Origin of the sequence: Paenibacillus allorhizoplanae (assembly GCF_927798215.1) — a bacterium.
GTDB classification, from domain to species: domain Bacteria; phylum Bacillota; class Bacilli; order Paenibacillales; family NBRC-103111; genus Paenibacillus_E; species Paenibacillus_E allorhizoplanae.
The window spans coordinates 1-25,748 of record NZ_CAKMMW010000023.1; the positions used below are offsets into that span (position 1 = coordinate 1).

Annotated in this window: 21 protein-coding genes, 1 rRNA gene and 1 pseudogene; 22 read left to right on the forward strand and 1 reads right to left on the reverse strand. The window is 50.1% G+C overall.

The features are described 5' to 3' along the window. From rrf to L6I86_RS27665, 20 genes and pseudogenes are all read left to right on the forward strand, one after another. A 5S ribosomal RNA gene (gene rrf, locus L6I86_RS27570) occupies nucleotides 1-98 on the forward strand; the annotation flags it as partial. Nucleotides 99-563: 465 nt separating this feature from the next. Further along, complete coding sequence (locus L6I86_RS27575) at nucleotides 564-1,154, forward strand: chromate efflux transporter ChrB (RefSeq protein ID WP_276574903.1); 591 nt, start codon at nucleotides 564-566, stop codon at nucleotides 1,152-1,154. Continuing rightward, the gene (locus L6I86_RS27580; RefSeq protein WP_276574904.1) at nucleotides 1,151-1,687 is read left to right on the forward strand and encodes a chromate efflux transporter ChrA; all 537 of its coding nucleotides are present in this window, start codon (nucleotides 1,151-1,153) and stop codon (nucleotides 1,685-1,687) included. The genes L6I86_RS27575 and L6I86_RS27580 overlap by 4 nt, the downstream gene beginning before the upstream one ends. Before the next feature lie 417 nt (nucleotides 1,688-2,104). Beyond that, nucleotides 2,105-3,610, forward strand: a complete 1,506-nt coding sequence (locus L6I86_RS27585) for an ABC transporter ATP-binding protein (protein ID WP_236291783.1) — start codon at nucleotides 2,105-2,107, stop codon at nucleotides 3,608-3,610. Continuing rightward, nucleotides 3,607-4,728 carry an ABC transporter permease gene (locus tag L6I86_RS27590; RefSeq protein ID WP_236291679.1) on the forward strand — a complete coding sequence of 374 codons (1,122 nt, stop codon included), beginning with the start codon at nucleotides 3,607-3,609 and terminating at the stop codon, nucleotides 4,726-4,728. The genes L6I86_RS27585 and L6I86_RS27590 overlap by 4 nt, the downstream gene beginning before the upstream one ends. A gap of 105 nt (nucleotides 4,729-4,833) precedes the next feature. After that, nucleotides 4,834-5,763, forward strand: a pseudogene (locus L6I86_RS27595) (ABC transporter permease). 49 nt (nucleotides 5,764-5,812) lie between these two features. Then, a complete protein-coding gene (locus L6I86_RS27600) occupies nucleotides 5,813-6,298 on the forward strand; it encodes a nucleoside deaminase (protein ID WP_236291680.1) in 486 nt (161 codons plus the stop codon). Between the two features lie 797 nt (nucleotides 6,299-7,095). Beyond that, the gene (gene pucL / locus L6I86_RS27605; RefSeq protein ID WP_236291681.1) at nucleotides 7,096-8,565 is read left to right on the forward strand and encodes a factor-independent urate hydroxylase; all 1,470 of its coding nucleotides are present in this window, start codon (nucleotides 7,096-7,098) and stop codon (nucleotides 8,563-8,565) included. Beyond that, entirely contained in the window at nucleotides 8,562-8,918 is a 357-nt protein-coding gene (uraH, locus tag L6I86_RS27610; RefSeq protein WP_236291682.1) for a hydroxyisourate hydrolase, read from the forward strand. Before pucL ends, uraH begins: the two co-directional genes overlap by 4 nt. A gap of 56 nt (nucleotides 8,919-8,974) precedes the next feature. Then, complete coding sequence (gene allB / locus L6I86_RS27615; protein WP_236291683.1) at nucleotides 8,975-10,366, forward strand: allantoinase AllB; 1,392 nt, start codon at nucleotides 8,975-8,977, stop codon at nucleotides 10,364-10,366. Next, the gene (locus tag L6I86_RS27620; protein WP_236291685.1) at nucleotides 10,359-11,651 is read left to right on the forward strand and encodes a Zn-dependent hydrolase; all 1,293 of its coding nucleotides are present in this window, start codon (nucleotides 10,359-10,361) and stop codon (nucleotides 11,649-11,651) included. The genes allB and L6I86_RS27620 overlap by 8 nt, the downstream gene beginning before the upstream one ends. After that, the gene (locus L6I86_RS27625; protein WP_236291687.1) at nucleotides 11,638-12,873 is read left to right on the forward strand and encodes a pyridoxal-phosphate-dependent aminotransferase family protein; all 1,236 of its coding nucleotides are present in this window, start codon (nucleotides 11,638-11,640) and stop codon (nucleotides 12,871-12,873) included. The genes L6I86_RS27620 and L6I86_RS27625 overlap by 14 nt, the downstream gene beginning before the upstream one ends. A gap of 2 nt (nucleotides 12,874-12,875) precedes the next feature. Next, on the forward strand, nucleotides 12,876-14,471 hold the full coding sequence (ggt, locus tag L6I86_RS27630; RefSeq protein ID WP_236291688.1) for a gamma-glutamyltransferase: 1,596 nt from the start codon (nucleotides 12,876-12,878) through the stop codon (nucleotides 14,469-14,471). 85 nt (nucleotides 14,472-14,556) lie between these two features. Next, a complete protein-coding gene (locus tag L6I86_RS27635; protein WP_236291690.1) occupies nucleotides 14,557-15,573 on the forward strand; it encodes an XdhC family protein in 1,017 nt (338 codons plus the stop codon). Then, a complete protein-coding gene (locus L6I86_RS27640) occupies nucleotides 15,567-16,241 on the forward strand; it encodes a nucleotidyltransferase family protein (RefSeq protein WP_236291691.1) in 675 nt (224 codons plus the stop codon). The genes L6I86_RS27635 and L6I86_RS27640 overlap by 7 nt, the downstream gene beginning before the upstream one ends. Nucleotides 16,242-16,518: 277 nt before the next feature. After that, on the forward strand, nucleotides 16,519-17,505 hold the full coding sequence (locus L6I86_RS27645) for an FAD binding domain-containing protein (RefSeq protein ID WP_236291694.1): 987 nt from the start codon (nucleotides 16,519-16,521) through the stop codon (nucleotides 17,503-17,505). Further along, a complete protein-coding gene (gene pucD, locus L6I86_RS27650; protein ID WP_236291695.1) occupies nucleotides 17,495-19,783 on the forward strand; it encodes a xanthine dehydrogenase subunit D in 2,289 nt (762 codons plus the stop codon). Before L6I86_RS27645 ends, pucD begins: the two co-directional genes overlap by 11 nt. Further along, complete coding sequence (locus L6I86_RS27655) at nucleotides 19,776-20,261, forward strand: (2Fe-2S)-binding protein (protein ID WP_236291697.1); 486 nt, start codon at nucleotides 19,776-19,778, stop codon at nucleotides 20,259-20,261. Before pucD ends, L6I86_RS27655 begins: the two co-directional genes overlap by 8 nt. 7 nt (nucleotides 20,262-20,268) lie before the next feature. Continuing rightward, on the forward strand, nucleotides 20,269-21,399 hold the full coding sequence (locus L6I86_RS27660) for a BMP family ABC transporter substrate-binding protein (protein WP_236291699.1): 1,131 nt from the start codon (nucleotides 20,269-20,271) through the stop codon (nucleotides 21,397-21,399). 22 nt (nucleotides 21,400-21,421) lie between these two features. Next, nucleotides 21,422-22,399 carry an aromatic ring-hydroxylating dioxygenase subunit alpha gene (locus L6I86_RS27665; RefSeq protein WP_236291701.1) on the forward strand — a complete coding sequence of 326 codons (978 nt, stop codon included), beginning with the start codon at nucleotides 21,422-21,424 and terminating at the stop codon, nucleotides 22,397-22,399. A 126-nt stretch (nucleotides 22,400-22,525) separates the two neighbouring features. On the opposite strand, the gene L6I86_RS27670 is transcribed toward L6I86_RS27665, so the two are convergent. Then, nucleotides 22,526-22,726: a hypothetical protein gene (locus tag L6I86_RS27670; protein WP_056612737.1), complete on the reverse strand. Its 201-nt coding sequence runs from the start codon at nucleotides 22,724-22,726 to the stop codon at nucleotides 22,526-22,528. A 77-nt stretch (nucleotides 22,727-22,803) separates the two neighbouring features. Here L6I86_RS27670 and L6I86_RS27675 point away from each other — a divergent pair, with 77 nt between their 5' ends. Then, complete coding sequence (locus tag L6I86_RS27675; RefSeq protein ID WP_236291703.1) at nucleotides 22,804-25,110, forward strand: ATP-binding protein; 2,307 nt, start codon at nucleotides 22,804-22,806, stop codon at nucleotides 25,108-25,110. Beyond that, on the forward strand, nucleotides 25,107-25,739 hold the full coding sequence (locus L6I86_RS27680; RefSeq protein WP_171637586.1) for a response regulator transcription factor: 633 nt from the start codon (nucleotides 25,107-25,109) through the stop codon (nucleotides 25,737-25,739). The genes L6I86_RS27675 and L6I86_RS27680 overlap by 4 nt, the downstream gene beginning before the upstream one ends. Nucleotides 25,740-25,748: the final 9 nt, after the last annotated feature.

The window sequence follows — 25,748 nt, forward strand, 5'->3', positions numbered from 1 at the left end:
GGGACCCACGCGTTCCCATCTCGAACACGACCGTTAAGCCCTCCAGCGTCGATGGTACTTGAACCGCAGGGTTCTGGGAGAGTAGAACGTTGCCAAGCAATTGAGAGAGCCTTACTTGGAGAAATCCAGGTAAGGCTCTTTTTTACATACATGGATGCCTGCGCCTGCATCCCCGAAGTATTCACCTGAAGAAAGTGCTAACTGTATAACCTACAGTTATTTTCAGCAATTTGCTCGAAATAATTGGATTAGATGGAAGAGCTACAGCTAATATCAGGCAAACTCGCCATCTCAGCCAGTCTAGCCAAAATTAACTACATAAAATCCATCTAGTTTAATAATATTGGCAATTGTAGCGAAATTAACTGTACAAAATCCATTTGTTCGACGGAGGAGCGAGCATGGTCGAGGGTGAATGGTGTGGAGTAGTTAATGACTTCAAGCCAAGCCCCAAGAATTCAAAGAATTTTTGTCATTTTCACAAAAATATATGAAGAATCCTAATAATGGCTTCATTTTATAATACAATAAAGCTTAGTTGACTTTTAGGGGAGTGATACATAGTGGAGAACGCCTATGTTCAGATAGGTACAGCGATGTTTCGGACAGGGATTTTGGGATATGGCGGCGGGCCGTCGATTGTGCCATTAATTCGGTATGAAGCGGTGACGCGTTTTAAATGGATGAAGGATGAGGAGTTCATGGAGGTGCTCGCGATTGCGAATACGCTGCCGGGACCGATTGCGACGAAGTTGGCAGGTTATTTGGGGTATCGGCTCAAAGGGGGCTGGGGGGCGGTAATTGGACTATTGGCACATATTCTGCCTACATGCGTCGCGATGGTGGGGTTGTACTCATTTATTACTTTTTTCAGTACGTCGCATGTGATTAAGGGGATGATTGCTGCTGTAGTGCCGATTGTCGCGGTCATGCTAGGTGTGATGGCGTATGAGTTTGGTGAGAAGGCGATCAAAGGGTTAGGCTGGCCGGCGGGGGTTACCTTTTTCATCATAGCCTTCTTGCTGCTACAACCTTTATCGGTGCACCCCGCTATCGTGATATTCATGTTCCTCCTATATGGGGCCTTCCATCACAAGCTAAAGGACAAGTGGATGAAGAGTAAGAAGACGCTTGGCAAGGGTGATGGCGTATGATGGATTGGTGGCATTTACTCGTTAGTTTCTTTCTTGCCAATGTATTTGGCTATGGCGGCGGTCCTTCGTCGATCCCGCTGATGTTCCAAGAGATCGTGACGAATCACAATTGGATGAACAGCAGTGAGTTCTCCAACATGTTGGCGCTGGGGAACGCGCTGCCAGGACCGATTGCGACGAAAATCGCCGCATACGTAGGCTATCAAATCGGCGGTTGGATCGGCGTGCTGATTGCGGTGGCGGCAACGGTAGTTCCGTCCATAATAGCACTGATTATTTTGCTGAATATGTTGCAGAAATACAAGCAATCCCCTGTAATTAAAGGAATGACGCTGCTGGTGCAGCCCGTTATTGCGATTATGATGGTGCTGGTCACCTGGAGCAGCTGGGTGGAGTCTACGAAAGCGATTGGGTATCTACAGTTTATCGGAATCGCCGCGGTGGCCTTTTATTTAATCCAAATGCGTAAGGTACACCCTGCTTTTGTGATTCTTGCGGGGTTCGTATATGGGGGGATTTTTCTGTCCACGTAATCTAATCTCACACATTTTTGGCGCTAAGCACAAAGCTTGCGCCTCTTTTCGTTACGACACCAAACTTGATGTCACGTTTATTGACGCCCAAGATAGGCGGACCGTATAGTGATGTGAGAAGGGATAGACGTAAACTGATCGATGATCTCGGAATCTGGAAACAGCAAATCCCTATTGGGTGATGCTGTTTTGTCTCCACATTAGAAAGATGTTTTCGGTTCCCGAAAATATCTTTCTAATTGGCGATAAAACCTACCATATATAGGGATCTTTGGTCGGAGACCAAAGTCTCTCCACTTATAAACGCGGTCGCTCATATATGAATGGCCTTGATTGAGGTTTTCTCATATCAGGGTTTGTCTAACGGAATAAGGAGGTCGGGGACCTGTGCGTACACAAGAGAAGGATGCTGTCGAGATGGTCCAAATCGTCAAGCAGTTCGGTTCCGTGCTGGCGAATGATGAGGTGGATTTCAGAGCGAGGTCTGGGGAGATTCATGCGCTGCTTGGCGAAAATGGTGCGGGCAAGAGCACGATGATGTGCATGCTGTCCGGCGTATATCGGCCGACGAGTGGGGAGATTTACATACATGGCGAGCAGGTGCGAATTCGCTCACCGAAGGATGCGATGAAGCTGGGGATCGGCATGGTGTTTCAGAACTTCCGCCTCGTGCAGACCCTGACGGCTGCTGAGAATATTGTGCTTGGGGAAGCTGGCTCTTTCTGGCGCGGCCCTGGCTGGTTGTCGAAGAAATCGGAGGAAATTGAGGCGATTTCGAAGCATTTTGGGCTGCTGTTTCCCGTAGATCGGCCCATCTGGCAGCTATCTGTTGGCGAGCAGCAGCGAGTGGAAATTGTAAAGACGCTCTATCGAGGAGCGGACTTCATTATTCTAGATGAGCCAACGTCGGTGTTGACACCGGGAGAGGTTGATCAGCTTTTTGAGACGCTGAACCGGATGAAGAAGGAAGGCAAAACGGTCATTATGACGACGCATAAGCTCAAAGAGGTGATGTTCGCGGCGGATCATATCTCGGTCATGCGCAAGGGCAAGATGATTGCGACGATGGCGAAATCGGAAACGAGCGAGCGTGAGCTTGCTCAGTTGATGGTGGGCGAGATGAGCTTAGCGAGCCGGGCTCAGTTGAAAGCAAAAGTGACCGGCAAGCCGATGCTCACGGTCAAAGGGCTTGATGTCTATGCGGACCATGGACGCAAGGCGCTGGATGGGCTTCATTTTGAGATAAATAAAGGGGAGATTGTCGGTGTTGCAGGCGTTTCGGGGAACGGGCAGAAGGAGCTTGCGGAAGTGCTGACCGGGCTTCGTATGTGGAAGCAGGGGGAAGTCCATTTTGACGGAAAGATGATGCGGAATGGTTCGGTTCGGGGAGCGATTGAGCTTGGAATCGGGCACGTCCCGGAGAATAGGATGCGCAGCGGCCTTGCGGGGAGCTTGGACTCGGTGGATAATTTGTTGTTCAAAACATACCGTTCCTCGGAACGGTCGCGATTTGGTTTGCTGCGAACAGGGAGCAATCGGAATTGGTCTCAGCGGTTAGTCGAGATGTTCGATGTGAAAACGTCGGGAATCGATTCGCCTGTTCAATTCATGTCAGGTGGGAATCAGCAGAAGCTGCTTTTTGCCAGGGAGATTGATCAGGGTCCTAAGCTTATGATTGCGGTGCATCCGACACAGGGACTCGATGTAGGTGCGTCGGAGGGTGTGTATCAATTGCTGGAGGATTTGCGAAGCAAGGGTCGCTCTGTTTTGCTGATTTCGGAGGATTTGGATGAGGTGCTGGGGCTAGCTGACCGTATTCTGGTGATGTACGATGGGCGCATCGTCGGGAATATGCCGAGGGAAGCGGCGAGCCGCGAGCACATCGGTATGCTGATGGCGGGGTCGGAGGAGGATGCAGGATGAGCGAACAACGAACAGCAGGCAGCATTCCGATCGAAAATAAAGCGAGTAAACGCGGAGCTGGGTTTCGGTTACCATATCGTTTGGAAATCGATCCCGCAGGGGCGAACAGTCCTTGGTGGGTAACGATTATCGCCATCGCTTTGGCGTTGGTGGCTTGTGGGATTTTTATAGCGTTGAATGGGATGAACCCCTTCATGGTCTACAGCAAAATGGTGAAGGGGGCCTTCGGCTCCACCTTTGGATTGACGGAAACGTTGGTGAAGGCGATACCTTTGCTCCTTTGCGGGCTGGGTGTGTCGATTGCCTACCGCATCTCCGTGTGGAACATCGGGGCGGAAGGCCAGTTTGTGGCAGGGGCGATGGCGGCGACGGCGATTACGGTGTATTTCCCACATCTGCCGATGTACCTCTCGATTCCAGCTATGATGGTTGCGGGTATCGTGGCTGGCGGCTTCTGGGGATTGCTGACGGCGATACCACGGAACTATTTTCAGGTAAACGAACTCATTACCTCGTTGATGTTAAACTATGTGGCGTTGCTGGCGCTGAACTATGTGGTTTTCGGACCGTGGAAAGATCCCAAAGGCTTTAACTTCCCAGGATCTCCTATGTTTACTGCTGCGCAGTCCTTACCTACCTTTGGTACGACGCGGCTGCATGTGGGGCTGATTTTTGCCATCGTCGCTGTGCTGATTTATGCCTTCGTTGTCCGGTATACGCGGTGGGGCTATGAGCTGCGGTTGATCGGTGCCAATAGTGAGGCGGCAAAAAATGCTGGCATTCGTATTTCTAGACACGTGCTGCTGGTAATGGTGATTAGTGGCGGATTGGCGGGGCTTGCTGGCATGGGGGAAGTCTCTGGCGTAGCGCACCGTCTCATGTATGGGATCTCTCCCGGGTATGGGTACACGGCTATTATTGTGGCTTGGCTGGCGAAACTGAATCCGATTGGGCTCGTGGTTGCTTCGGTGCTCTTCGGTGGGCTCATTGTTGGCGGGTATAGTGTGCAAACGATCGGGCTTCCGTCTTCTATTTCCTCGATGATTCAAGGAGCGATTCTGTTCTTTCTCATTGCTGGAGGGATGGCGGGGAAATTCCGTATTCGACGCAATAGTTGAGGGCACTGGGGATGAGATGGATCGGTGCGAGAAATGTTGGGGAGTGGGGGAAAAGTAATTTTAGTTAATGGTGTTAATGAACGGTTAAATAAGGGGGTGTAAGGGATGGATGCGATCACACAAATCATTGTTTCGGCGATCTCTTCGGGTACACCGTTGCTTTTGGCCGTTTTGGGCGGCATCTTGATCGAAAGATCCGGCATCATGCAGCTTGGCGCTGAGGGCTTGATGTTAATGGGTGCGGTGACTTCGTGCCTCGTTTTCATACATACAGGAAGTTTAGTACTCGCTATTCTATGTGTGCTCGCGGTAAGTGGGGTACTCGGAGTACTTCATGGTTTCTTGTGCGTAACACTGCATGCGAATCAAGTTGTCTGCGGTTTGGCGATGACGATATTCGGCGCGGGGCTAAGCGCATATTTAGGTAAGCCTGTGAGTGGTCAGCCACTTGTAGGTGCGGTGCCAAAGCTTGATATGCCTTGGTTGGAGCCGGTACCGGTGATTGGCCAAATTTTTGCCCATATGGATTTGTTTACATGGTTAAGTTTTGTACTCGTACTGGCTATGCACTTGTTCATCCATCGCACATCATGAGGGCTTCATCTTCGTGCAGTCGGGGATAATCCGGCTACGGCGGATGTCATGGGGACTCCTGTGATCGCGATTCGTTACGGCTGCATTGTCGTGGGTTCGATGCTGATCGGGATTGGTGGGGCAGATTTGCTGCTTGTTTATACACCGACATGGAACGAGGGGATGACCTCCGGGCGTGGTTGGATTGCGGTGGCGCTCATTATTTTTGCGAGGTGGAATCCGATTCGTGCCCTCGTATGCGCGTATTTCTTCGGCGTGTTGGATAGTCTGGGGTTCCGTGTGCAGCTAATCGGCAGCCATATTCCTTCTTATTTTCTGAAAATGATTCCATACGTCGTCACCATTCTGGTGCTGATGTTCCTCGGATGGCGGAATAAAAATAAGCCATCTGGTGCGCCTGAGGCGCTTGGTGTGCCTTATATACGGGAGCAGAGATTTTAGTTTATGGGAGACGACTAGGAAAACAGGAGAAAAATTAGGAGGACAAATCATGAGTGAATTTGAGGTTCATATTCCATATTTAAAAAGATGTGTAGAGCTTTCTTTGCAGGCCAGAGAAGCTGGCAATACGCCGTTCGGTTCGTTGCTTGTGGGGCCAGATGGCGAGATTCTGCTAGAGCATGGCAATGTTGAGATTACTGAATCGAATTGCACGGGGCACGCGGAAACGATGCTCATGGAGGCAGCCTCCAAGCGATACAGCAAGGAAGAGTTGTGGGCATGCACGCTGTACACCTCAACGGAGCCCTGCGCGATGTGCGCGGGAGCGATTTATTGGGGCAACGTGGGACGCGTGATCTTCGGCATGTCGGAAGCCATGCTTGCAGGGCTGACAGGAGATAATGAGCAGAATCCGACGTTGATGCTGCCGTGTCGGGAGGTTTTTGCCAGAGGGAACAAGCCGATCCAGGTGATCGGTCCTGTTCCTGAGGTTGTGGGGGCGGCCGTCGCTGCGCATGACGGGTACTGGGATTGATAGGAGAGCCATCAGGATGTTTGTTGTCCTGGTGGCTTTTTTTGCGTTATGTGTGGGGGAGGGGCCGGCTCTTCGGAGGGCTGTGTGGAGGGCTCCGTGGCTTCAATGTTGTATTTTGTACAACATGATTGGGTGTTTTTGCCCTGAAAAGGGGGTGAGGTTGTATTCTGTACACAACATTTTCGGCGAAATTGACCTGAAATGAACCGAATTGAAGAATAATGTTGTACGTTATACAACTTGCGAAGTGATTTAGCTTGTTTAAGGGCTCGAATGTTGTATGAAATACAACATTCGGATGAGGTTGGGAGAGGAGTGGAAGGTAGGGAGTAGAGGTGAAGCGTGGAGGTAGGGAGTAGAGGTGAGGAGTGGAGGTAGGGAATAGAGGTGAGGAGTGGAGGTTAGGTGTAGAAGGTGAGAAGTGGAGGTAGGGAGTAGAGGTGAAGAGTGGAGGTAGGGAGTAGAGGTGAGGAGTGGAGGTAGGGAATAGAGGTGAGGAGTGGAGGTTGGAAGTAGAAGGTTGGAGTGGGCTGAGGAGTGGAAGCTGAAGAAAGAAAACTAGTTGTGCAGGAGGTTGATTGTGGAGTAGACAAGCAGTTCGCTTAATGTGTGTGGACAAGGGATAGAAGCCACGCCGCCCGCCGATTTTAGCAAAAATACAAAAAAAGTTAACGATGTTATGAAAGATTACAAACTTCTTTCATATAAATTGACCCATAGGGATGGCGCAATTACAATGAAACAAATCTTGGAAAAGAATGCATGGCATTTAAGGCAGAAATCGAGGTGTCGGGGTTATGAAGATCACACGGAAGCAAGTCAATGACATGAGTCAAGAAGCGTTCATTGTAGCGTTTGGTCCGTTGTTTGAACACTCGCCTTGGGTGGCAGAACGGGCTACAGGATCTCGGCCGTTCGCCGAAATCAAGGATATGATGAGTGCCCTTGAACAAGAGGTAGAGCGAGCGAGTCGTGAAGAGCAGCTGGCGCTGCTTCGGGCTCATCCCGATCTGGGTACACGCGTCCGGATGACCGATCACTCGGTTCAGGAGCAGTCAGGTGCCGGTCTCAACCAGTTAACCCCTGAAGAATACGAACAATTTCTTTCTTTAAATAAACAGTACACAGACCGATTCGAGTTCCCTTTTATCATGGCGGTGAAGGGTCAGACCAAGGATACAATACGCGAGGCGTTACGTCATCGTATACAAGGAACTCCGGAAGTGGAGCTGCTTACCGCACTACAAGAGGTTTGTAAGATTGGGCGATTCCGCCTGGCAGATATCGTGATGAATGAAACGGAGGAGAAAGCGATGGAACAAGCAAAAGGCGCAGAGAGAATCATGTATTACGGGAAAGGTGATGTTTGGGTCTATCGTTCCTATGCTAAGCCGCTCACGAATATCACGCTGATTCCGGAATCGGGTTTCACAGGGCGAGATAATGTGCTGTTCGGCATGAACATTAAAGTAGCGGTGAGCGGAGAGAAGCTGTTCACATCATTTAGCGAGGGAGATAACACCAACGTTGTGGCAACGGACTCGATGAAGAACTTCATTTTACGCAAAGCAGGTGAGTATGAAGGAGCTACGGCAGAGGGGTTTTTGGCTTTCGCGAGCCGGCTCTTCCTTGAAAAGTATCCATGGATGACGGGGATCAAAATGAGTGCAGATCAGGTGGCATTCGAAACATTGCCGGTACCAGGCGCGAATGGCTTCGAAGCAGGAGCTTTGGTATATCGCTACTCACAAAATGAGCACCCAAGCGCTTTCGTGGAGCTCGTTCGCGTTGCAGGCGATATTGTCCTCGCAGATCACTCTGCTGGCATAGCCGATCTAAAACTGATCAAAGTCAAAGGAAGCTCGTTCGCTGGTTTCGTTCGTGATGAGTACACGACACTGCCAGAATCGTCGGATCGCCCTCTGTTTATATTCCTAGACATCGCATGGAGCTATGAATCAGCTGAAGATGCTTTCGATGCTGATCTAGGGCGATACGTAGCCGCTGAGCAAATTCGTGATATTGCGCATACCGTATTCCATGAGCAGCATTCGCCATCGATTCAAAACCTCATCTATCGCATCGGGCAACGTTCGTTACTGCGCTTCCCGCAGTTGAAAGAAATTCGCTTCGAGTCCAACAATCGGACGTGGGAAACGATTCTAGAGGAAGTTTCTGTTGGGGAAGGCAAAGTGTTTACAGAGCCTAGACCGCCGTATGGTTTCCAAGGCTTTTCGATGACAAAGCGTGATCTGGAGGGCCTATGAGCGTAGGAATCACATCGCATGTTCTGGATGTAAGCAACGGCCGACCAGCGGTTGGCGTGAGAATCGACTTATTTCGGCTTGAGGGGGGCGCGGTAGAGATGCTTCGTTCCGACGTTACGAACACAGATGGCAGATTGCCAGGGCCGATGCTGAGTGGGGATGATTTTACAAAAGGGACGTATGAGCTTCTCTTCCATGTAGGTGACTACTTCAGAGGGAAGGGTGTGGAGCTCCCTGAGCCGGCATTTCTAGATCAAGTACCGATTCGTTTCGGTGTTGCGGATAACACTTCCCACTATCACGTTCCCTTATTAATTGCACCGTGGGGGTATAACACGTATCGCGGGAGTTAAGGCAAAGAAGTCATCGTTAATTGAATAGAGAGAGCTTCGAGGGAGGGTTTCGTAGGATGAATCGATTGGATCTTATCATTCGCAAAGGGACTGTGGTCCTGCAAGATGAGTGTCGACAGCTAGATATTGGCATACAGAACGGCAAAATTGCAGCATTAGGCGAAAACCTCGTTGTCTCGGAGCAGACACCTATTTATGACGCAAAAGGCTTAACGATCCTGCCGGGCATGATTGATGCTCATGTTCATTTCAATGAACCTGCTCTTGGTCATTGGGAGGGTTTCGTCACAGGCTCAGCCTCGCTAGCTGCTGGCGGATGCACGACCTACATCGATATGCCGCTCAATGGTGTGCCGCCTACTGTTCGGCTCAGTGCCTTAGAGCTAAAGTTGGACGCAGCCGAAGGGCAATCCCATGTTGATTATGCCCTGTGGGGCGGGCTCGTTCCTGGCAATATAGGCGAGCTTGAAGGGCTGGCACAAGCTGGCGTGATTGGTTTCAAAGCCTTCATGTCCTGCCCAGGCGGAGAGGGAGAAGATATTTTCACGGAAGTGGATGATGAGACGTTAGTTAACGGCATGAAGGAAATTGCGCGCTTAGGTTTGGTGCTCGCTCTTCATGCTGAGAGCGAGAACATTGTCTCCAAGCTCGCTGCGGAGGCTGCACAAGCAGGCAAGCGCAGCGCATTGGATTTCATCGCGACAAGGCCAATTGCCGCTGAATTGGAAGCTGTGAACCGTGCACTAGGCTATGCGAAGCAGACAGGCTGTAAGTTGCATTTCGTACATATCTCTTCCGCAGAAGCAGTGCAGGTCATTACGGAGGCGAAGGCAGAGGGCATGGACGTTACGGTGGAAACGTGCCCGCACTATTTGGCGCTAACGGACGTGGAGGTCGAACGCCTCGGGCCTGTTGCAAAATGTGCGCCACCGATCCGCACAGCGGAAGATCAGACTCGTCTGTGGGCAGAGCTGAAGGCAGGTCGGTTCGACATCGTCGCATCGGATCACTCTCCTTCACCCAAGCACATGAAGCAAGGGGATTTCTTCGCAGCATGGGGCGGCATTTCGGGAGCGCAAAGCTCGCTTGAGCTCATGTTGCACGAAGGTCATCTCCGCAGAGGAATTCCTCTGCCGGAGCTCGCTCGTATGCTAGCGCTAGAGCCAGCTAAGCGCTTCGGGCTATATCCTCGCAAGGGAGAAATCGCCATAGACGCTGACGCGGATTTAGCTTTGGTGGATTTGGCAGCAAGCTATACGCTGCAAGAGAGTGACCTGCTCTATCGCCATAAGCAAAGTCCTTATGTGGGCAAAACGTTCGGCTGCAGCGTGAAGGCAACCTTTCTGCGAGGCGTTACCGTGTATGAAAGAGGCGTGGGAGTTGGAGCAGCGTTAGAGGGAGCTTGGTTGCGTCACAGTGCATCGATCGGAGGCGGGCTAGATGGCTAAAATAAAAGGGCACCCACAGGAAGAAATGCTAGCTCAATACGGGGAGCGTATGCTGCTAGCTTTGGAGTGGTTAGCGACCTTCGGCGCCGATCCGGAAGGCGGTGTGACCCGACTTTTGTATGCAGAGCCTTGGCTTAAGGCGCAATTAGCACTGATAGACAACATGCAAAGCATGGGCCTTAAGGCAGATTTTGATGAAATCGGCAATGTGTACGGTAAATTGCAAGGGTCGAATCCATCATTAAAGCCGATGCTTACAGGTTCACATATCGATACGGTCAAAAACGGTGGGAAATACGATGGCGCCTACGGTGTCATCGCTTCGATGATGGCGCTTGGTTATTTGAAGGCCGTATACGGAGCACCGAAACGGACCTTGGAGATGGTCTCCTTTTGCGAGGAAGAGGGGAGTCGGTTTCCATTGGCTTATTGGGGGTCCGGTCATGTGACGGGAGTACTCTCCTTAGCTGAAGGCGCAGGCCTTGCTGACCCAGAGGGTGTGACGTTACTTGAGGCGATGGAGCGCGCGGGCTTTGACATAGATCAAGGCCAGCTCCATCCAGCAAAACGTGATGATATAGGCGGATATATTGAAATTCATATTGAGCAAGGCGCAGTCCTTGAGTTTAAAGAGAAGCAGATTGGTGTTGTAACAGCCATTGTTGGCCAAATTCGAATGACTGTCGTCGTTACGGGGATACCCAATCATGCGGGAACGACCCCAATGACCATGCGCAAAGATGCGCTGGCTGCCGCCGCCGAAATGGTCGCGCTAACAGAGAAGATGGCACTTGCGGAGGGTGAACCTTTGGTAGCCACCGTAGGGCGCTTAGAAGTGAAGCGTGGAACATCGAATGTGGTGCCAGGCGAGGTCGAATTTACGTTGGATATTAGGCATACTGACAAGCGAAAGATTGAGGATTTTCGTGCGGAGCTGATATCGCGGTTTGTGGAAATCGCCGTGCGAAGAGAACTTTATATAGATACAGTGGAACATCTAAATGCCTTACCAGTGGCCATGGATAGCGGGATATCGGCAGAAATTGAGGCTGCCTGCGATTTCTATGGCTACGAACATATCCGCATGCCAAGCGGGGCGGGACATGATGCTCAACTATTCGGACCGATCTGTCCGTCGGCCATGATTTTCGTGCCAAGTCGGGCAGGCATTAGTCATAATCCCAAAGAGTTCACGAAGCCGGATGATCTTATTGTCGGCTTTCAGACACTCGTTCATGTGTTATATCAATACGGCTACGGGGGAAAAGCAGATGAGAACTTATAAAGATTTATCACCATCCCTTCGAACGATTATGACCCCAGGTCCAGTCGAGGTTGACCCTAGGGTGCTGCGCGCGATGTCGTATCCCATTCTGGGGCAGTTCGATCCCGAATTTACCGAGCTTATGAATGAAACGATGGAGATGCTTCGGGACGTATTCCAAACGAATAATCAATGGGCGTTCCCGATCGATGGGACTTCCCGTTCAGGTATAGAGGCCGTGCTGGTAAGCATCATCGAGCCAGGAGATAAAGTACTCGTTCCGATCTACGGACGGTTTGGAAATTTACTGGTAGAAATTGCCGAGCGCTGTGGGGCTGAAGTGGCAATTATTGAGCAGGAATGGGGAGCCGTGTTCGATCCCATTGACATCATTACAGCCATTGAGCGGGAGAAGCCCACCATTGTGGCTATGGTTCACGGTGAGACGTCGACAGGCTGTATCCAAAAGTTCGATGGGATAGGGGCTGCCTGCCGAGAAGTGGACGCCCTTCTCGTCGTGGACGCTGTAGCCACCATTGGCGGTGTTCCCGTGAAAACCGACGAATGGCTGCTGGATGCGGTGATTGGAGGCACGCAAAAATGTTTATCCGTTCCATCAGGCATGTCACCGATTACGTACAACGATCGTATCGAAGCGAAGGTCATGCGCCGAAAAACGATCGAACGGGGATTGCGGGAGAAAGGTGCTCCTATTTCCTCGGTTAAAGCTGTGGCGAGTAACTATTTCGATCTCGGCATGCTGCAGGATTACTGGAGCCCAAAGCGGTTAAATCACCATACAGAGGCTACGACGATGTTATATGCACTACGTGAAGGTTTACGCATTGTGCTGCAGGAGGGACTGGAAGAGCGATTCTCGCGCCATAAGCGTCATGAAGCAGCTTTGGTTGCTGGCTTGCAAGCGATGGGGTTAACGCTATATGGTGATCCACTGTGTAAGCTGCCAGTAGTAACTTGTATACGTATTCCCAGCGGGGTTGATGGGGAAGACGTTCGATCCATGCTGCTGAACAGCTTCGGCATTGAAATTGCCTCTTCCTTCGGTCCGTTGAAGGGACAGATTTGGCGCATCGGCACGATGGGTTTTAGCTGTAATCAGAAAAATGTGCTCCATGTCCTTGGGGCGCTCGAAGCAACACTTCATTGGTATGGTGTGGATGTATCTGTCGGGAAGGCGCTGCAAGCTGCACTAGCGGTATATGCTCATAAACGGGAGGAATAATCATGCTAAACATCATGCCACGAGCAGAGCGAGCCATGATTGCTACGCCACATTATTTGGCTAGTTCCGTGGGGAGTGCGATTTTACAGCAAGGCGGCAATGCCTTCGATGCAGCAATTGCCATTAGCGCGACCCTAGGTGTCGTTTACCCGCATATGACGGGGCTCGGGGGAGATGCTTTTTTCCTCATGCATGAGGCGGCAACAGGCGCTTATACCGGATTTAATGGAAGCGGGAAGTCCGCTGCGAAGGCTACACCTGATTTTTATAAAGAGCAAGGGATGAATCAGATTCCACAGCGCGGCATTTTAAGCGCAATAACAGTTCCGGGAATGGTGGATGCTTGGTGGCAAGTGTGGGAAAAGCACGGCAAGCTTCCTTGGGCGAACCTATTGAATGCAGCCATTGGCTATGCGGAAAAAGGGTTCCCGATCTCCCGTAACTTACTGTTCTGGATGCGTAAAGATGAGCCGTTCATTCGGGCTTCTGTGCAGCTGAGTGCTTTGTATATGCGAGATGGCGAGCTTCTGAAGGAAGGCGATCGGCTGATCCAGCCTGACATGGCAAGAACGCTGCGTTTCATCCAGCAAGAAGGAAGAGATGTGTTCTACTCGGGCTCGCTCATGCAGACCATTGTGGATAACGTGAAGCTGGATGGCGGGCTGCTTACGGAGGAAGATTTCCGCAGCTTCGCGGGCGAATGGGTGGAGCCCCTATCAACGACGTATCGTGGATACGACATTTATCAAATGCCGCCGAACTCGCAAGGGTTCACAGCACTCATGATGATGAATATGTTAGAACATGTTGATATGAGTGCTGTGCCTAGAGCATCGGCGAACTTTTACCATCTGATGTCGGAAGTGATCAAGAAGGCGTTCAAAGACCGCGATCGTTATTTAACGGATCCACATTTTAGAGAGATACCGCTTGAAAGATTGTTGTCGAAATCGTATGCGCAGGAGCTTTGGAGTGAGATTCAGGCGAATCCATTGAAGGTTAGTGAACATCTTTCACCAGCGATTGGTCAGGACACTGCCTATGCGGCTGTTGTAGATGAAGAGGGGAATTCGGTATCTTTTATCCAAAGTCTCTATTTCGATTTCGGGGCAGCTTACGTACCTGGCGATACAGGCATTATTATGCAAAATCGCGGCTCATTCTTCTCACTTAATCCTGCCTGTGCGAATGTGTTGGAGCCACATAAAAGATCGTTCCATACATTGATGCCCGCCATGGTAAGTAAGGGCGGAAAGCCTTATATGCTGTTCGGTACGCAAGGTGGAGAAGGGCAGCCACAGACGCAGCTTTCGATACTTACGGGGGTATTGGATTACGGTTTATCGATTCAAGAAGCCATTTCACTTCCACGTTGGGTATATGGACGTACTTGGGGAGAAGATGGGGATGCGTTGAAGCTGGAACATCGGCTTGAACCCGAGGTATATACAAAACTCAAGCAATGGGGACATCGCGTGGAGCCCGTGAAGTCGTGGGACGGCATTATGGGGCAGGCGCAAGGCATTGTCATTGATGAGCAGGGGTTCATGAGTGGGGCGGCGGATCCGCGTGGTGATGGGTTGGCGATTGGCTGGTAGCAAGGATAGAACTGGGAGATCACAAGGCGTGAAAGGAAAGGGATAAGTATCAGGTAGCAATTATAAATAGAAGGAGCGATGAGCGATGGAGGCCTATGACATTTTGCAAGCTGTGGAAAATAATACGGGAGCTCGTGTATTAGCGACAGTGATTCATGTGGAAGGTCACGCTTATCGCAAGCAAGGAACTGTCATGCTGCTAATGGCAGATGGAAGCACGGTAGGGAGTATTTCTCCGGGGTGTTTGGAAGGTGATCTCGCTGCTTACGTGCCAGGCGTATGGGAATCGCAGAAACCGCAATTGGTCGAATACGACATGAGGCCTGCCAATGATTTTGGTTGGGGGGAGACGATTGGGTGCGGCGGGTTGATCCGTATTTTGCTTGAGCCACTTGCTGGAGAGCTGCTGGTTAACCTGCTGGTCGTGAAAGACAGATTAGATCATGGTGCAGTTGTGGAGCTCATTCGCACCTATGCCGATGGGTATTCAGATATTAGATATGCGCTGCAGGGATCAGGTATAGAAGAGGAAGGGCTTTCCGCAACTTCTGCTGTGAGAGAGCCGTTTCGCTTAGTGACGAGTACGCTGTTTATGCCAAAGCCAAGAGTCATTGTGTTCGGTGCGAATCCTGATGCGATCCCGCTCGTACAAATGGCAGCAAGCAGCGGTTTTCGTGTGGTGGTCGCGGATTGGCGTGAATCGTTCTGCAACGCAGAGCAGTTTCCAGGGGTAGAAACGATGGTCGCTTTTCCTGAATCGTTAGTCGAAAAGCTTGCGCTGAATGAGCGAGACTACGTCGTGATCATGAGTCATCAGTTCGAGAAGGACATCGCCTTCTTCCGAGGCATTATGGCTTGTCACTTACACTATCTCGGTATTATGGGCTCGAAGGAGCGTACGGCGAGAATGCTGGAAGGTTTCGAGCGCCCCGACTGGCTGCATGCGCCAATCGGTTTAAACATCGGCTCGGAAGGCGCGTTCGAGAATGCGATTAGCATTGTATCTGAGCTGATTGCGATCAAGCGTGGCAAACATGGAGCAGGTGTGTGGTCAGCGTCCTTAGCTCATGGGCGGGACGTAGGGAGCTTTTGCTCATGGTGAAAGTGGTGGAGAAGGTGAAACCGGAGAAGATGGTGAGATCAGGGGAGAAAAAAATCGTTGGCGTCTACTTGGCAGCTGGAAGCAGTCGGCGTATGGGGACTGCGAAGCAGTCCCTCGAGTTGGCGGAAGGTATTCGTCTCGGAGGTATTGCCTTGCTGAAAGCGCTAAGCTGCGCTGCGTTCGAGCAGGTGGTTGTCGTTGTACGCGAAGGCGATACGCTGACGTGGTTGCCGGAAGAGGCTCGTCATGAGCTCGAAAACTCGAGATGTCGAATTGTGGTGTGTCCAGAGGCTAGTCTGGGCATGGCACACTCGCTTCGCACGGGCATTCAAGCGGCAGAGGAGCTGGAGGCTGAAGGTGCGATGGTTATGCTGGCTGATCAGCCATTCATCGAGGCAGTTATGTTGGATGGGTTGATTGATGCTTACGAGGCGGGAGTGGAGTACGATTATGTTGCTAGTGGCGATAAAGGGATCCCAAAGCCACCAGTCATTCTAGGGAGCAGAATGTGGTCAGCTATTGCTTCGTTAGAAGGTGATGCTGGCGCGCGAGCACTGTTCCATTTGCCTGCATTTCGCGGGCAGATCATCGAGGCGGCGGAGCTGACATTTATGGATATTGATACCGCCCAGCAATATGAAGAGGCAAAAACGATCTACAAACCATAGAATACGTTAGATTAAGTAACATAAAATTAGCGAATGAGTGCATTGATACGAATGATGCGCTATTTTTTTATATAAAAAAACAAAATGATGTTATGTTAGTTGACGTTGTTTTCGAATATTGTTTATAGTAGATCTAATTTATCGGAACGATGTTCCACAACATTTTGGAAATGGCGCGCAACGAACACACTAACCACGCAGCAAGCCGGCTTCTCGCGGCAAACTCATAACGCATAATGAGCACGTGGTCATTCAGAATCTCTGAGGAGGGTTGAATATGTCAGTTCCGATGCATCAGCTGCCCGAGCAGCAGCCTTCCGTATGGCAACCGACAAGTGTGGAGGAAGCGATTCAATTGAAGCATAAATGGGGTAAAGATGCTGTTCTTGTTGCTGGAGGCACTTGGCTTCGCACGCGCTGGGAAAATGGGCTCGCCCCGATGCCGCAGCATTTCATTAGTCTTGGACGAATTCTTGTTCTCTCGGGATTAACGGTTAATTCCCAAGGTCAAGTTCATATAGGCCCTGCACTTAGCATAGCAGATTTGATGAAAAATGAGCTGGTTCAGCAGAAATGCGGACTGCTCGTGCAAGCTTGTTCGGAGATTGCAGCCCCGTCGATTCGGAACTTAGCCTCGATCGGAGGCAATGTGATGACACGTACAGGAGATCTAATTCCTGCACTGCTTGTGATGGATGCACAGATTACGTGTACAGATGGACAGAACGAGCGGATGATTGCGTTGAAAGATTGGCTGGCTGCTCCGCAAGTAGCTCTTGATGAGATCATGACGGGGATTATTGTGTCGACAGGGGGATTGGAAAGCAGGGATGGCACGGAGAACACCGTCAAGAACCCTGAGGATGCCAAGTCGAGGGATGGCCAACTAGATGCTGCAGAAGAGCAGGAGAGCACCCATGAGTTCTACCTCAAGGTTGGACGCAGAGAGGCATTCACGCCATCGGTCGTTACCGTCGCTGGTAGGCTATCCCTTCAAGCGGATGGGACGGTTCGCAACATCGCTTTAGCGGCTGGCGGCGGCAACGCGGTTCCTGCGAGGTTTACAGATCTGGAAGCGGGCATGAAAGGGAAACCGTTAAACAAGGCGGCTTTGCAGATGCTCCACAAAGGGGTAATAGCTGACTTCAACGCTGTGGCGGATGATTATGCCGGGGTAGCTTACCGTAAACAAACGGCAGCGAATCTAATCATTTCGGAGTGTTTCAAAGCTATGCGCAAAGGGGGCGGAGCCTATGCTCCTTAATCGGAACGCGAAGAAATGGATCATTAGACCTGATGGCAAGGAGAAAGTGACAGGGGAGCTCCGTTATCTCACCGATTTAACAGCGCCAGGCATGCTGCACGGCAAAGTGCTGCGGAGTCAATATCCGCATGCTTGGATTCTTTCCATCGATACAAGCAAAGCCAAACAATTACCCGGCGTGCGCGTGGTCTTAACAGCTGACGACGTACCAGGATTGAACCTATTCGGAATTGCTTTTCCTCATCAGCCGGTGTTTTGTCAGGATCGTGTTCGATATATCGGGGATGCGTTGGCATCCGTTGCGGCTGATACGGAGGAACTAGCGGAATATGCACTAAGCCTCATTGAAGTCGTGTATGAACCGCTCCCACTTGTTGATGATCCAGAAACCGCGCTGGAAGCGGGGACGATTATGCTGCATCCTGAAGGGAATTTGCTTCATCAAACCTCCTTACAGCATGGGGACACGAATATTGACACAGTTTTCGAAACATGTGCACACGTCGTAGAGGAGACATACTTCACACCTCGACAAATGCACACCTATATGGAAACCGAAGGTGGTCTCTTTATTCCTGAAGCTGATGGGAGGCTGACCGTTTACTCGCCGACCCAGCATGGTTACAAGGATCGCTTCCAGTTAGCGCGAATCCTTGGCATCCCAGAAGAGCAAATCAGAGTCGTTTCTAGTCCGATTGGCGGTTCGTTTGGTGGGAAGGATGAGCTCAATGTGCAGCCTTTCGGGGCATTAATGGCACGAAAGACAGGCAAGCCGATCAAAATGCACAATTCCCGCCGTGAATCCGTCATCTCCGGCATTAAACGTCATCCGATGCGGATCACGATGAAAACAGGCACAGATGCACACGGAAGGCTGATCGCGCACCAAGTTCGCATCCTTGCCGATACAGGAGCGTACGCGACACTAGGCTGTGAGGTACTGAATTTTGCAACCGAGCATGCGATTGGACCTTACACGATCTCGCATGTCGACGTAGAAGGCAAGAGCGTCTACACGAATAACGGTGTATCCGGTGAGTTTCGAGGCTTTGGCGGCAATCAGGTGATTTTCGCCGTGGAGAGCCAAATCGAACGCCTGGCCGAGAAGCTCGGCATGGACGCGTGGGAGCTGCGCAAGCTCAACTTGCGCCAGCCAACCGATCCGGGCCCGATGGGCCAGCAGATCGTGGCCACCGAAGGCGCCGCCCAGGTATGGGCGAAGGCGCTGGAGTCGCCGCTCTTGGCGAAGCGCGCCAGCAGCGCACTCGGGTCAGAGCAAGAGCCGTGGCTGCGCCGTGGCGTCGGCGCTGCGCTGGTGATGCACGGTGCCGGGCTCGGCCTCGGCATCCCCGATCATTCCGGCGGCCGCATCGAGCTCACGCCGGAGGGCAAGATCCAGGCCTCCTTCGGCTTCGAGGAGTTCGGCCAAGGGCTCTATGCAGCACTCACGTTGATGCTGCAGGACTGCTTCGGCTGCGCCGCCGATGACATCCGCATTGTCATCGGCGATACCGACCGCGTGCCGAGCAGCGGTTCGAGCACGGCCTCCCGCGCCACCACGATGATGTGGCGCGCGCTCCAGCGGCTGAAGCCAGCCTTCGTGCTGGCGCTGCTGGAGCAGGCTTCGCTGCTCTGCGGCGTTCCGGCCGCAGAGCTCACAACCGGCGTAGGCGGGATTCATCACAAGGGTGATGAATCGGGGGAGCCGGTTGTCACGTATGCGGAGGCTGCTGCGGCAGCAGCTACGCCGATCCTCGCGCATACGGAGTTCGACTACCCGACGACGCCCGAAGGGCGAGTCGGGGCGCACTACCTGTACTCTTACGCGGCCGCTATCGTAGAGGTAGAAGTCAATATGCTGACCGGACGGGTCAAGGTGCTGCAGACCGACCACGTCATCGCCGCAGGTCCTGTGATTAATCCGATGGGCTTCCTTGGACAAATCGAGGGCGGCAGTGTCATGGCCTTGGGCTATACGTTGACTGAGGATGCGGTTATGAAAGATAGCCGATATGTCAGGCATAATCTCGACACCTATCTTGTTCCCACTTTCAGCGACAGCCCGCATCGCATTCAAGTTGAGGCCATTGAAGCGTTGCCAGAGGGAGATACATTTGGCCCTCGTGGCGTTGGAGAAATCGGTTCTGTCGGCTTGGCTCCTGCCATTACGGCTGCAGTACGGCAAGCGACAGGCATCTGGGTAAATAAGTTGCCCATATCACCAGAAGACATCGTGCAGTCCATCGATTGGTTAGAAGGGGTGGAGGCCAGTGATTAATACATCGTTTGTGCTAGATTGCTCTATTAACGGGAAGGCAGTTTCGATCCCAGTGCCTGCATCCAAAAGGATGTCTGCCATTCTACGGGATGATCTGCTAATGACCGGTACCAAGGTTTCTTGTGAAATTGGGCGCTGCGGCGCTTGCATGATTCTGCTCGATGGTCAACCTGTGAATTCCTGTTTACTGATGGCGTATCAAGCATCGGGCAAGGAGATTACGACCATTGAGGGAATATCGGCAGGCGAAGAGCTGCATCCGATTCAACAAGCGATGTTAGAGGAGGGGGGATTGCAGTGCGGCTACTGTACCGCCGGCATGGTTGTAACCTTAACCGCGTTGTGGGAATCGAATCCTGCTCCAACGAGGGCTGAGGCCGAGAAAGCACTATGCGGGAACATTTGCCGGTGCACAGGGTATGAGGGGATTTTCAGAGCGGTAGAGAAATGCGGATTGTCCATAAAAAGAGAGGGGTAGAAGCCATATGCGAAAAATCATACTTTCTTTAACTGCCATTATGTTAGTCATTCTTAGCGCCTGCTCCACGACAAGTTCCACAACAGAATCGAGTACGACTCCAGCATCCTCGGCAGCTGCTTCTACGGCAGCAACAACAGAGAAGAAGCTGCCAAGAGTTGCTTTTGTCTATATCGGTGTGCCGGGGGATGGCGGATGGACGTTCGAGCATGATCAAGGCCGTTTGATGATGGAGAAAGAATTAGGAATTAAAGCGACGACGGTTGAAAATATTCCAGAAGGCCCTGACGCTGAGCGTGTATTTGAAGAGTTGGCTCAGAAAAATGACATTATTTTCGGAACCTCCTTCGGGTACATGGACCCCATGGTTGCGGTAGCGGCGAAGCATCCGAATGTGAAATTCCTGCATGCCACTGGCTACAAAACAGCACCAAACCTAGGCACTTACATGGGACGTGAATATCAAAGTGCTTACCTCGTCGGTATGGCTGCTGGGAAAATGACGAAAAACAACCATATGGGCTATGTCGGAGCTTTCCCGATTCCGGAGGTTATTTATACCATCAATGCGTTCACACTAGGTGCGCAAAGTGTGAATCCCGATATCGATGTCTCTGTGGTGTGGAGTAACACATGGTTTGATCCTGCAACAGAGAAGCAAGCGGCTATCTCCTTGTTGGATAAAGGTGTAGACGTGTTGGCAGCTTACCAAGATTCACCCGCAAGTATTCAAGCTGCTGCTGAACGCAAAGTATGGGGCATCGGGAACGATTCCGATATGGGCAGATTTGCACCGGATACGTACATATCGAACCCGAAATGGAACTGGGGCCCTTATTACGTGAAAACGGTGAAAAGTGTCATGGATGGTACGTGGAAAGCAGATAGCTACTTCGGCAGTATGAAAGAGGGCATCACAGACATTGCGCCGCTTGGCAAAAATGTGCCAGCGGATGTTAAAGCGCTAGTGGAGAAGAAAAAAGCGGAAATTCTCAACGGCACGTTCGATGTATTCCAAGGGCCTATCGTGGATCAAGATGGTAAAACGCGCTTCGAATCCGGAAAGAAGATGACGGACGAAGAAATTCTTGGCACGACTTGGTTTGTTAAGGGCATTAAAGGTGTTATACCTAAATAAAGGACGAAGGATGTGACTGGCGATGACAATACAAGATATCGCATTAATTCACGAGTGGCACCCGGTGTTGTTGTCGTCAGCACTCACGGATAAGCCGGAGGCTGTTGTTGTACTAGGGGAGAAAGTAGCGGTATTCCGCACCACGCAAGGCGTCCACGCATTTAAGGATCTATGTATTCATCGCGGTGTGCCGCTCTCACTGGGGAAAGTAAGCGGCGATGAGTTGGTTTGCGCGTACCATGGTTGGTCTTACAATGGCTGTGGTACGTGTACCAAGATTCCTTCCTTACCGAAGGAACAGGCCATTCCTTCGAAGGCCAAAGCTTTCGTTTACGCCTGTGTAGAAGCACATGGACTAATCTGGGTGTGCCTAGGGACACCTGCAGAGCTACTGCCTAAAGTGAGTGCCTATGTGCCAGAGGGCTTCAAGGAAGTATTCATGGGGCCCTATACCTTGCAAGCCGCAGGTCCTCGCATTATTGAAAATTTCCTCGATGTGTCCCACCTTATGTTCGTGCATGAGGGGCTGCTGGGCGATAGTGATTTCGCTGAAATCAATGATTATCACGTGTTGGAAGAGGACGGTGTTCTGCGTTCCGAAGAAATCATCGTGTATCAGCCGGATGCGGATGGGACAGGGCGCGGGGTAAATAGTCGTTATGTGTATGAGGTGTTCGGTCCTTTATGTGTAGCTTTTACGAAGAGAGACGACGTGTCGGATCATATCTTTCGGCTGTTTCTGATGGTGCTGCCGGTTACGGAGCAGACTAGCGTGGCTTATATGCTGAAGCAAAGAAACTATGCGTATGACGAGCTCGATGAGGTGTTCATCCAATTCCAAGACAGGCTCATTGAGCAGGATCGGATCATGGTAGAGAACCAGAAGCCGGAGCTGCTGCCGCTAGATTTGCAAGCTGAGCTGCATTTGAAGTGCGATCGTTTGAGCATTGCTTACCGCAAACGCCTGCGCGAGTTAGGTGTCACCTTCGGGACGGCTTAGCGAGAATTGTCGGATCTGGGAAGAGTAGTGCGAATGACATGCATACGAATTAAAAAAAGGATTGTATAATTAGCATGTGGCTAATATGCAATCCTTTTTTGTATTTGGTAAAATAAGACTAATAGATTACCACCAATAGTTAGAAGGCTCATTGGCATTTTGTTTTCTTGTGTCTGAAGGAGTTGTAAATGTTTTGATAAGTGCAGCTGTTTCTTCAGCAGATAGAGGTTGAGCCACCATAAAGGAATCTGCTTGCTTGCGCAGTTCTGCGCGTTTCACTGCTTGTACGGAACGTTGCAATTCTGGGTTCAATTGAATAATCGCCATTGTTTTAGCTCCCTCTTTTTAAATAATAGTTTACAAGAGTGATTATAGCAAAATATTGGAATTTAGGGGAGAGTTAATTGAAAATAGTAGTGAAAATTTCTGTGAGTATGTATATGGTGCTCTTCATTGCCTTGCAAATCTGGTGTTCGTTTGTAACCTTCCATTTTCCCTATAATGGTATCTATTTGGACACGGCTCGTACAGACGAGTGGATTGTCAGTAAACTTGAGGCAAATAGCACGAATGATAAGATACATATCGGCGATAAAGTCATTGCGATTGATGGTAAACCACCAGGTGAATGGTCAACCGTCAAGCGGTGGAATGTGGTTGAGAAGGCGAACTCAGTTGTGATTTGGAGAGATGGCGTCGTAGAATCGATCGATTTGCGGACAAGCCGACCTGCCCTGTTCGATATTATTTCGCTCGCCGAGGAATTCGTCTGTCTATTCATGTGCGTACTATTATTAGTAAGGGAAAGTCGTTCGCCTTCGGCACGTTTGCTCGCTTTCTCGTTTCTTAGCGCTGCCCTCATCTTCATGAGCTTAGGAGCATCCATGCGGGGGGATTTAATAGGCAAGTTGATGATTGCTAGTTCGATGATGGTGCTGCCCATTGTTTTTCTACATTTCCTTGTGGTGTTTTTCAAAGAAAAGGGAGACATGGAGCTGCCCAAGGGTCATTTTAAATATTTGTACGGGATCGCCTTCCTAGCTTTTGTATTGAGAGGTCTATACTTCTTTCCATCGATGGCTTTCGTATATCGGTATGACGGATCGGTCACGATGGGATTCTTCATCATTGTTATTTCCCTAAATATTTCTCTATTGGCAACGTTGTTTGTAAAGGTGAGGAAAGCACAGACGCCGCTCGCTGGTATTATCAAAAGTGTGTTCTACTCCTTGCTCATTTCGTTTCTACCTATTATCTGTCTTTCGTTCCTCCCACAGCTCATTATCGGAGATTGGATATTCGATCCTATTTATACAAGTTGGCTATTATTAATATTTCCCATCACATTCTCTTATTTAATAGCTTCCGATCAGTTATATGATATTGGCCTTGTCGTACGGCGTGTTTTATTTGCTTGTCTGATGGCCGTAGTACCCGTCAGCTTGTTTACTGGCGCTTTTGCTATTATTTTTCATGGGGAAACCAACGGAAAGCAAATTTTGTTCGTATTCCTAGGCTCGATCTTCCTTCTTTCTGCTATGTTGTATGCAGCCGAATATTGGACGACGAGATTAGAGCCCTATTTGTTCCCGAGAAAGTATGTACTGAAATCAGCGCTAAAAAAGATTTCAAAAAATTTAGGAACCATCTCCAGCTTCCGTGATCTGAAGGATATCATTCTAGTGGATATTGTGGGCACGCTGCAAGTGACAGGTGGCGCCATTGTTTTTCGGCATAAAAATGATATTGAAATTTTCTGCGAAGGTGAAGTTGATACGGCAGAAATCCAGCGTTTGGTGAATTCATCTGCGATGCTCAAACATCCTTACTATACATTCTTGGAAATGAACTGCCATGAGGAATATACGAGCTATCTTATCGTAACTCGGAAGAAGACGAACACGCGAATCGCGAAGGAAGAGTTGCATTGGCTGCAGCTAATCACCTCCTACTTGGAAGTAAGTATGGAAAATGTGTATCTGATTCGTAAGTTAACAGGCAGACTTCAGCAAATGGTTTCCCATCTTCCGCAGGAAGAACATCTCTGGTTACGGAAGGTGATGTTTGAACTGCAGGAGGAAGAACGTGTTCGGATTGCCACGGATCTTCATGATACGACGATGCAGGATTTATTCTTCCTTAAGCGAAGATTAACCTCATTGGCTGAGAAACCATCGATGCGTCAAGAGGATCGCGAACAGTTGAACAGCATGAACAATTTTGTGGAAATGATCAATGCCAGCTTGCGTCAGAGCTGCTTCGAATTGAATCCACATCTGTTGAAAGAGGTAGGGTTGAAACAAACCTTGAAGACGTTCGTCGAGAAGGAATCGTATACGACGCCGTTCGAGATTTCCTTCCGAGCCGAGCAAATTTCCGAAATCGAAGGGAAGGATTTATCGGCCAAACGGCATATCTTCCGGATTGTACAAGAATTGCTGAACAACGCTAAAAAACATTCGCAGGCGGCTAATGTCAGCTTTCATCTGTGGGAAGAAGATCATTTCTTTTATTTAAGTTATCGGGATGATGGCGTAGGGTTCCATGTGAAGGAAGAGGTCGCCGTTGAAATCGCCGCATCCGGTATGGGGCTTGCTTATATGAGAAGCCGTGTGCTGCATGTAGGCGGGAGCTTTGAACTGGAGACCGCTGAGGGGGAAGGGACCCATATTTTAATCACAATACCAACTGAGGAAGTGATGTCAGCATGAGTGAAATCGTCAAAACATTAGTGGTCGATGACCATCCCTTATTTGCAAGAGCGACGAAGACGTTGCTTGATGAGATAGATCGTATCGAGGTGGTCGGAGTTGTTAGTAATGCGAAGGAATGTTTGGAATATGTGAAGTTACATCAGCCTGGTCTCATATTTCTAGACTATCAGCTTCCCGATCAGACAGGCACAGAGGTTGCTGCACAGCTCAAACAATTATACCCGCACATTCATATTGTTATCTTCACCGGCATTGAGTTGGCAGGTATTTACAATAAATTGATTGAAATGAAAGTAAGCGGTGTATTGTCGAAAGAGTCAACGGAGCGGACGATCAAGAATATGGTGTATTGTATTTTGGATGGATATACGATGATTCCGCTGTCTGTTTTCAACCAGATGCAATTAAACGAGGCCGATGCAGGCGAAGAATGTGAACTGCAAGAGGAAGAAGTGCTCATGATGAACATGCTGGTTAAAGGGGCTACACACGAACAAATTGCTGAACGAATTTTCATGAGCAAGCGTACGGTTGATAATTATTTGCGTAAAATTTATGACAAATGGGGCGCGAAATCAAGAACAGAGGCTTTGGAAAAGTTTATCAAAAGTAAATATTACACCTGAAAGTAGGCG

Coding starts and splice junctions, on each gene's coding strand:
- L6I86_RS27670 (WP_056612737.1), bottom strand. CDS start 22,726: ATGGCGATTATTCAATTGAACCCAGAATTGCAACGTTCCGTACAAGCA.
- L6I86_RS27625 (WP_236291687.1), top strand. CDS start 11,638: ATGAGAACTTATAAAGATTTATCACCATCCCTTCGAACGATTATGACC.
- L6I86_RS27600 (WP_236291680.1), top strand. CDS start 5,813: ATGAGTGAATTTGAGGTTCATATTCCATATTTAAAAAGATGTGTAGAG.
- L6I86_RS27665 (WP_236291701.1), top strand. CDS start 21,422: ATGACAATACAAGATATCGCATTAATTCACGAGTGGCACCCGGTGTTG.
- ggt (WP_236291688.1), top strand. CDS start 12,876: ATGCTAAACATCATGCCACGAGCAGAGCGAGCCATGATTGCTACGCCA.
- pucL (WP_236291681.1), top strand. CDS start 7,096: ATGAAGATCACACGGAAGCAAGTCAATGACATGAGTCAAGAAGCGTTC.
- allB (WP_236291683.1), top strand. CDS start 8,975: ATGAATCGATTGGATCTTATCATTCGCAAAGGGACTGTGGTCCTGCAA.
- L6I86_RS27645 (WP_236291694.1), top strand. CDS start 16,519: ATGTCAGTTCCGATGCATCAGCTGCCCGAGCAGCAGCCTTCCGTATGG.
- L6I86_RS27635 (WP_236291690.1), top strand. CDS start 14,557: ATGGAGGCCTATGACATTTTGCAAGCTGTGGAAAATAATACGGGAGCT.
- L6I86_RS27585 (WP_236291783.1), top strand. CDS start 2,105: ATGGTCCAAATCGTCAAGCAGTTCGGTTCCGTGCTGGCGAATGATGAG.
- L6I86_RS27580 (WP_276574904.1), top strand. CDS start 1,151: ATGATGGATTGGTGGCATTTACTCGTTAGTTTCTTTCTTGCCAATGTA.
- pucD (WP_236291695.1), top strand. CDS start 17,495: ATGCTCCTTAATCGGAACGCGAAGAAATGGATCATTAGACCTGATGGC.
- L6I86_RS27680 (WP_171637586.1), top strand. CDS start 25,107: ATGAGTGAAATCGTCAAAACATTAGTGGTCGATGACCATCCCTTATTT.
- L6I86_RS27660 (WP_236291699.1), top strand. CDS start 20,269: ATGCGAAAAATCATACTTTCTTTAACTGCCATTATGTTAGTCATTCTT.
- uraH (WP_236291682.1), top strand. CDS start 8,562: ATGAGCGTAGGAATCACATCGCATGTTCTGGATGTAAGCAACGGCCGA.
- L6I86_RS27590 (WP_236291679.1), top strand. CDS start 3,607: ATGAGCGAACAACGAACAGCAGGCAGCATTCCGATCGAAAATAAAGCG.
- L6I86_RS27620 (WP_236291685.1), top strand. CDS start 10,359: ATGGCTAAAATAAAAGGGCACCCACAGGAAGAAATGCTAGCTCAATAC.
- L6I86_RS27640 (WP_236291691.1), top strand. CDS start 15,567: ATGGTGAAAGTGGTGGAGAAGGTGAAACCGGAGAAGATGGTGAGATCA.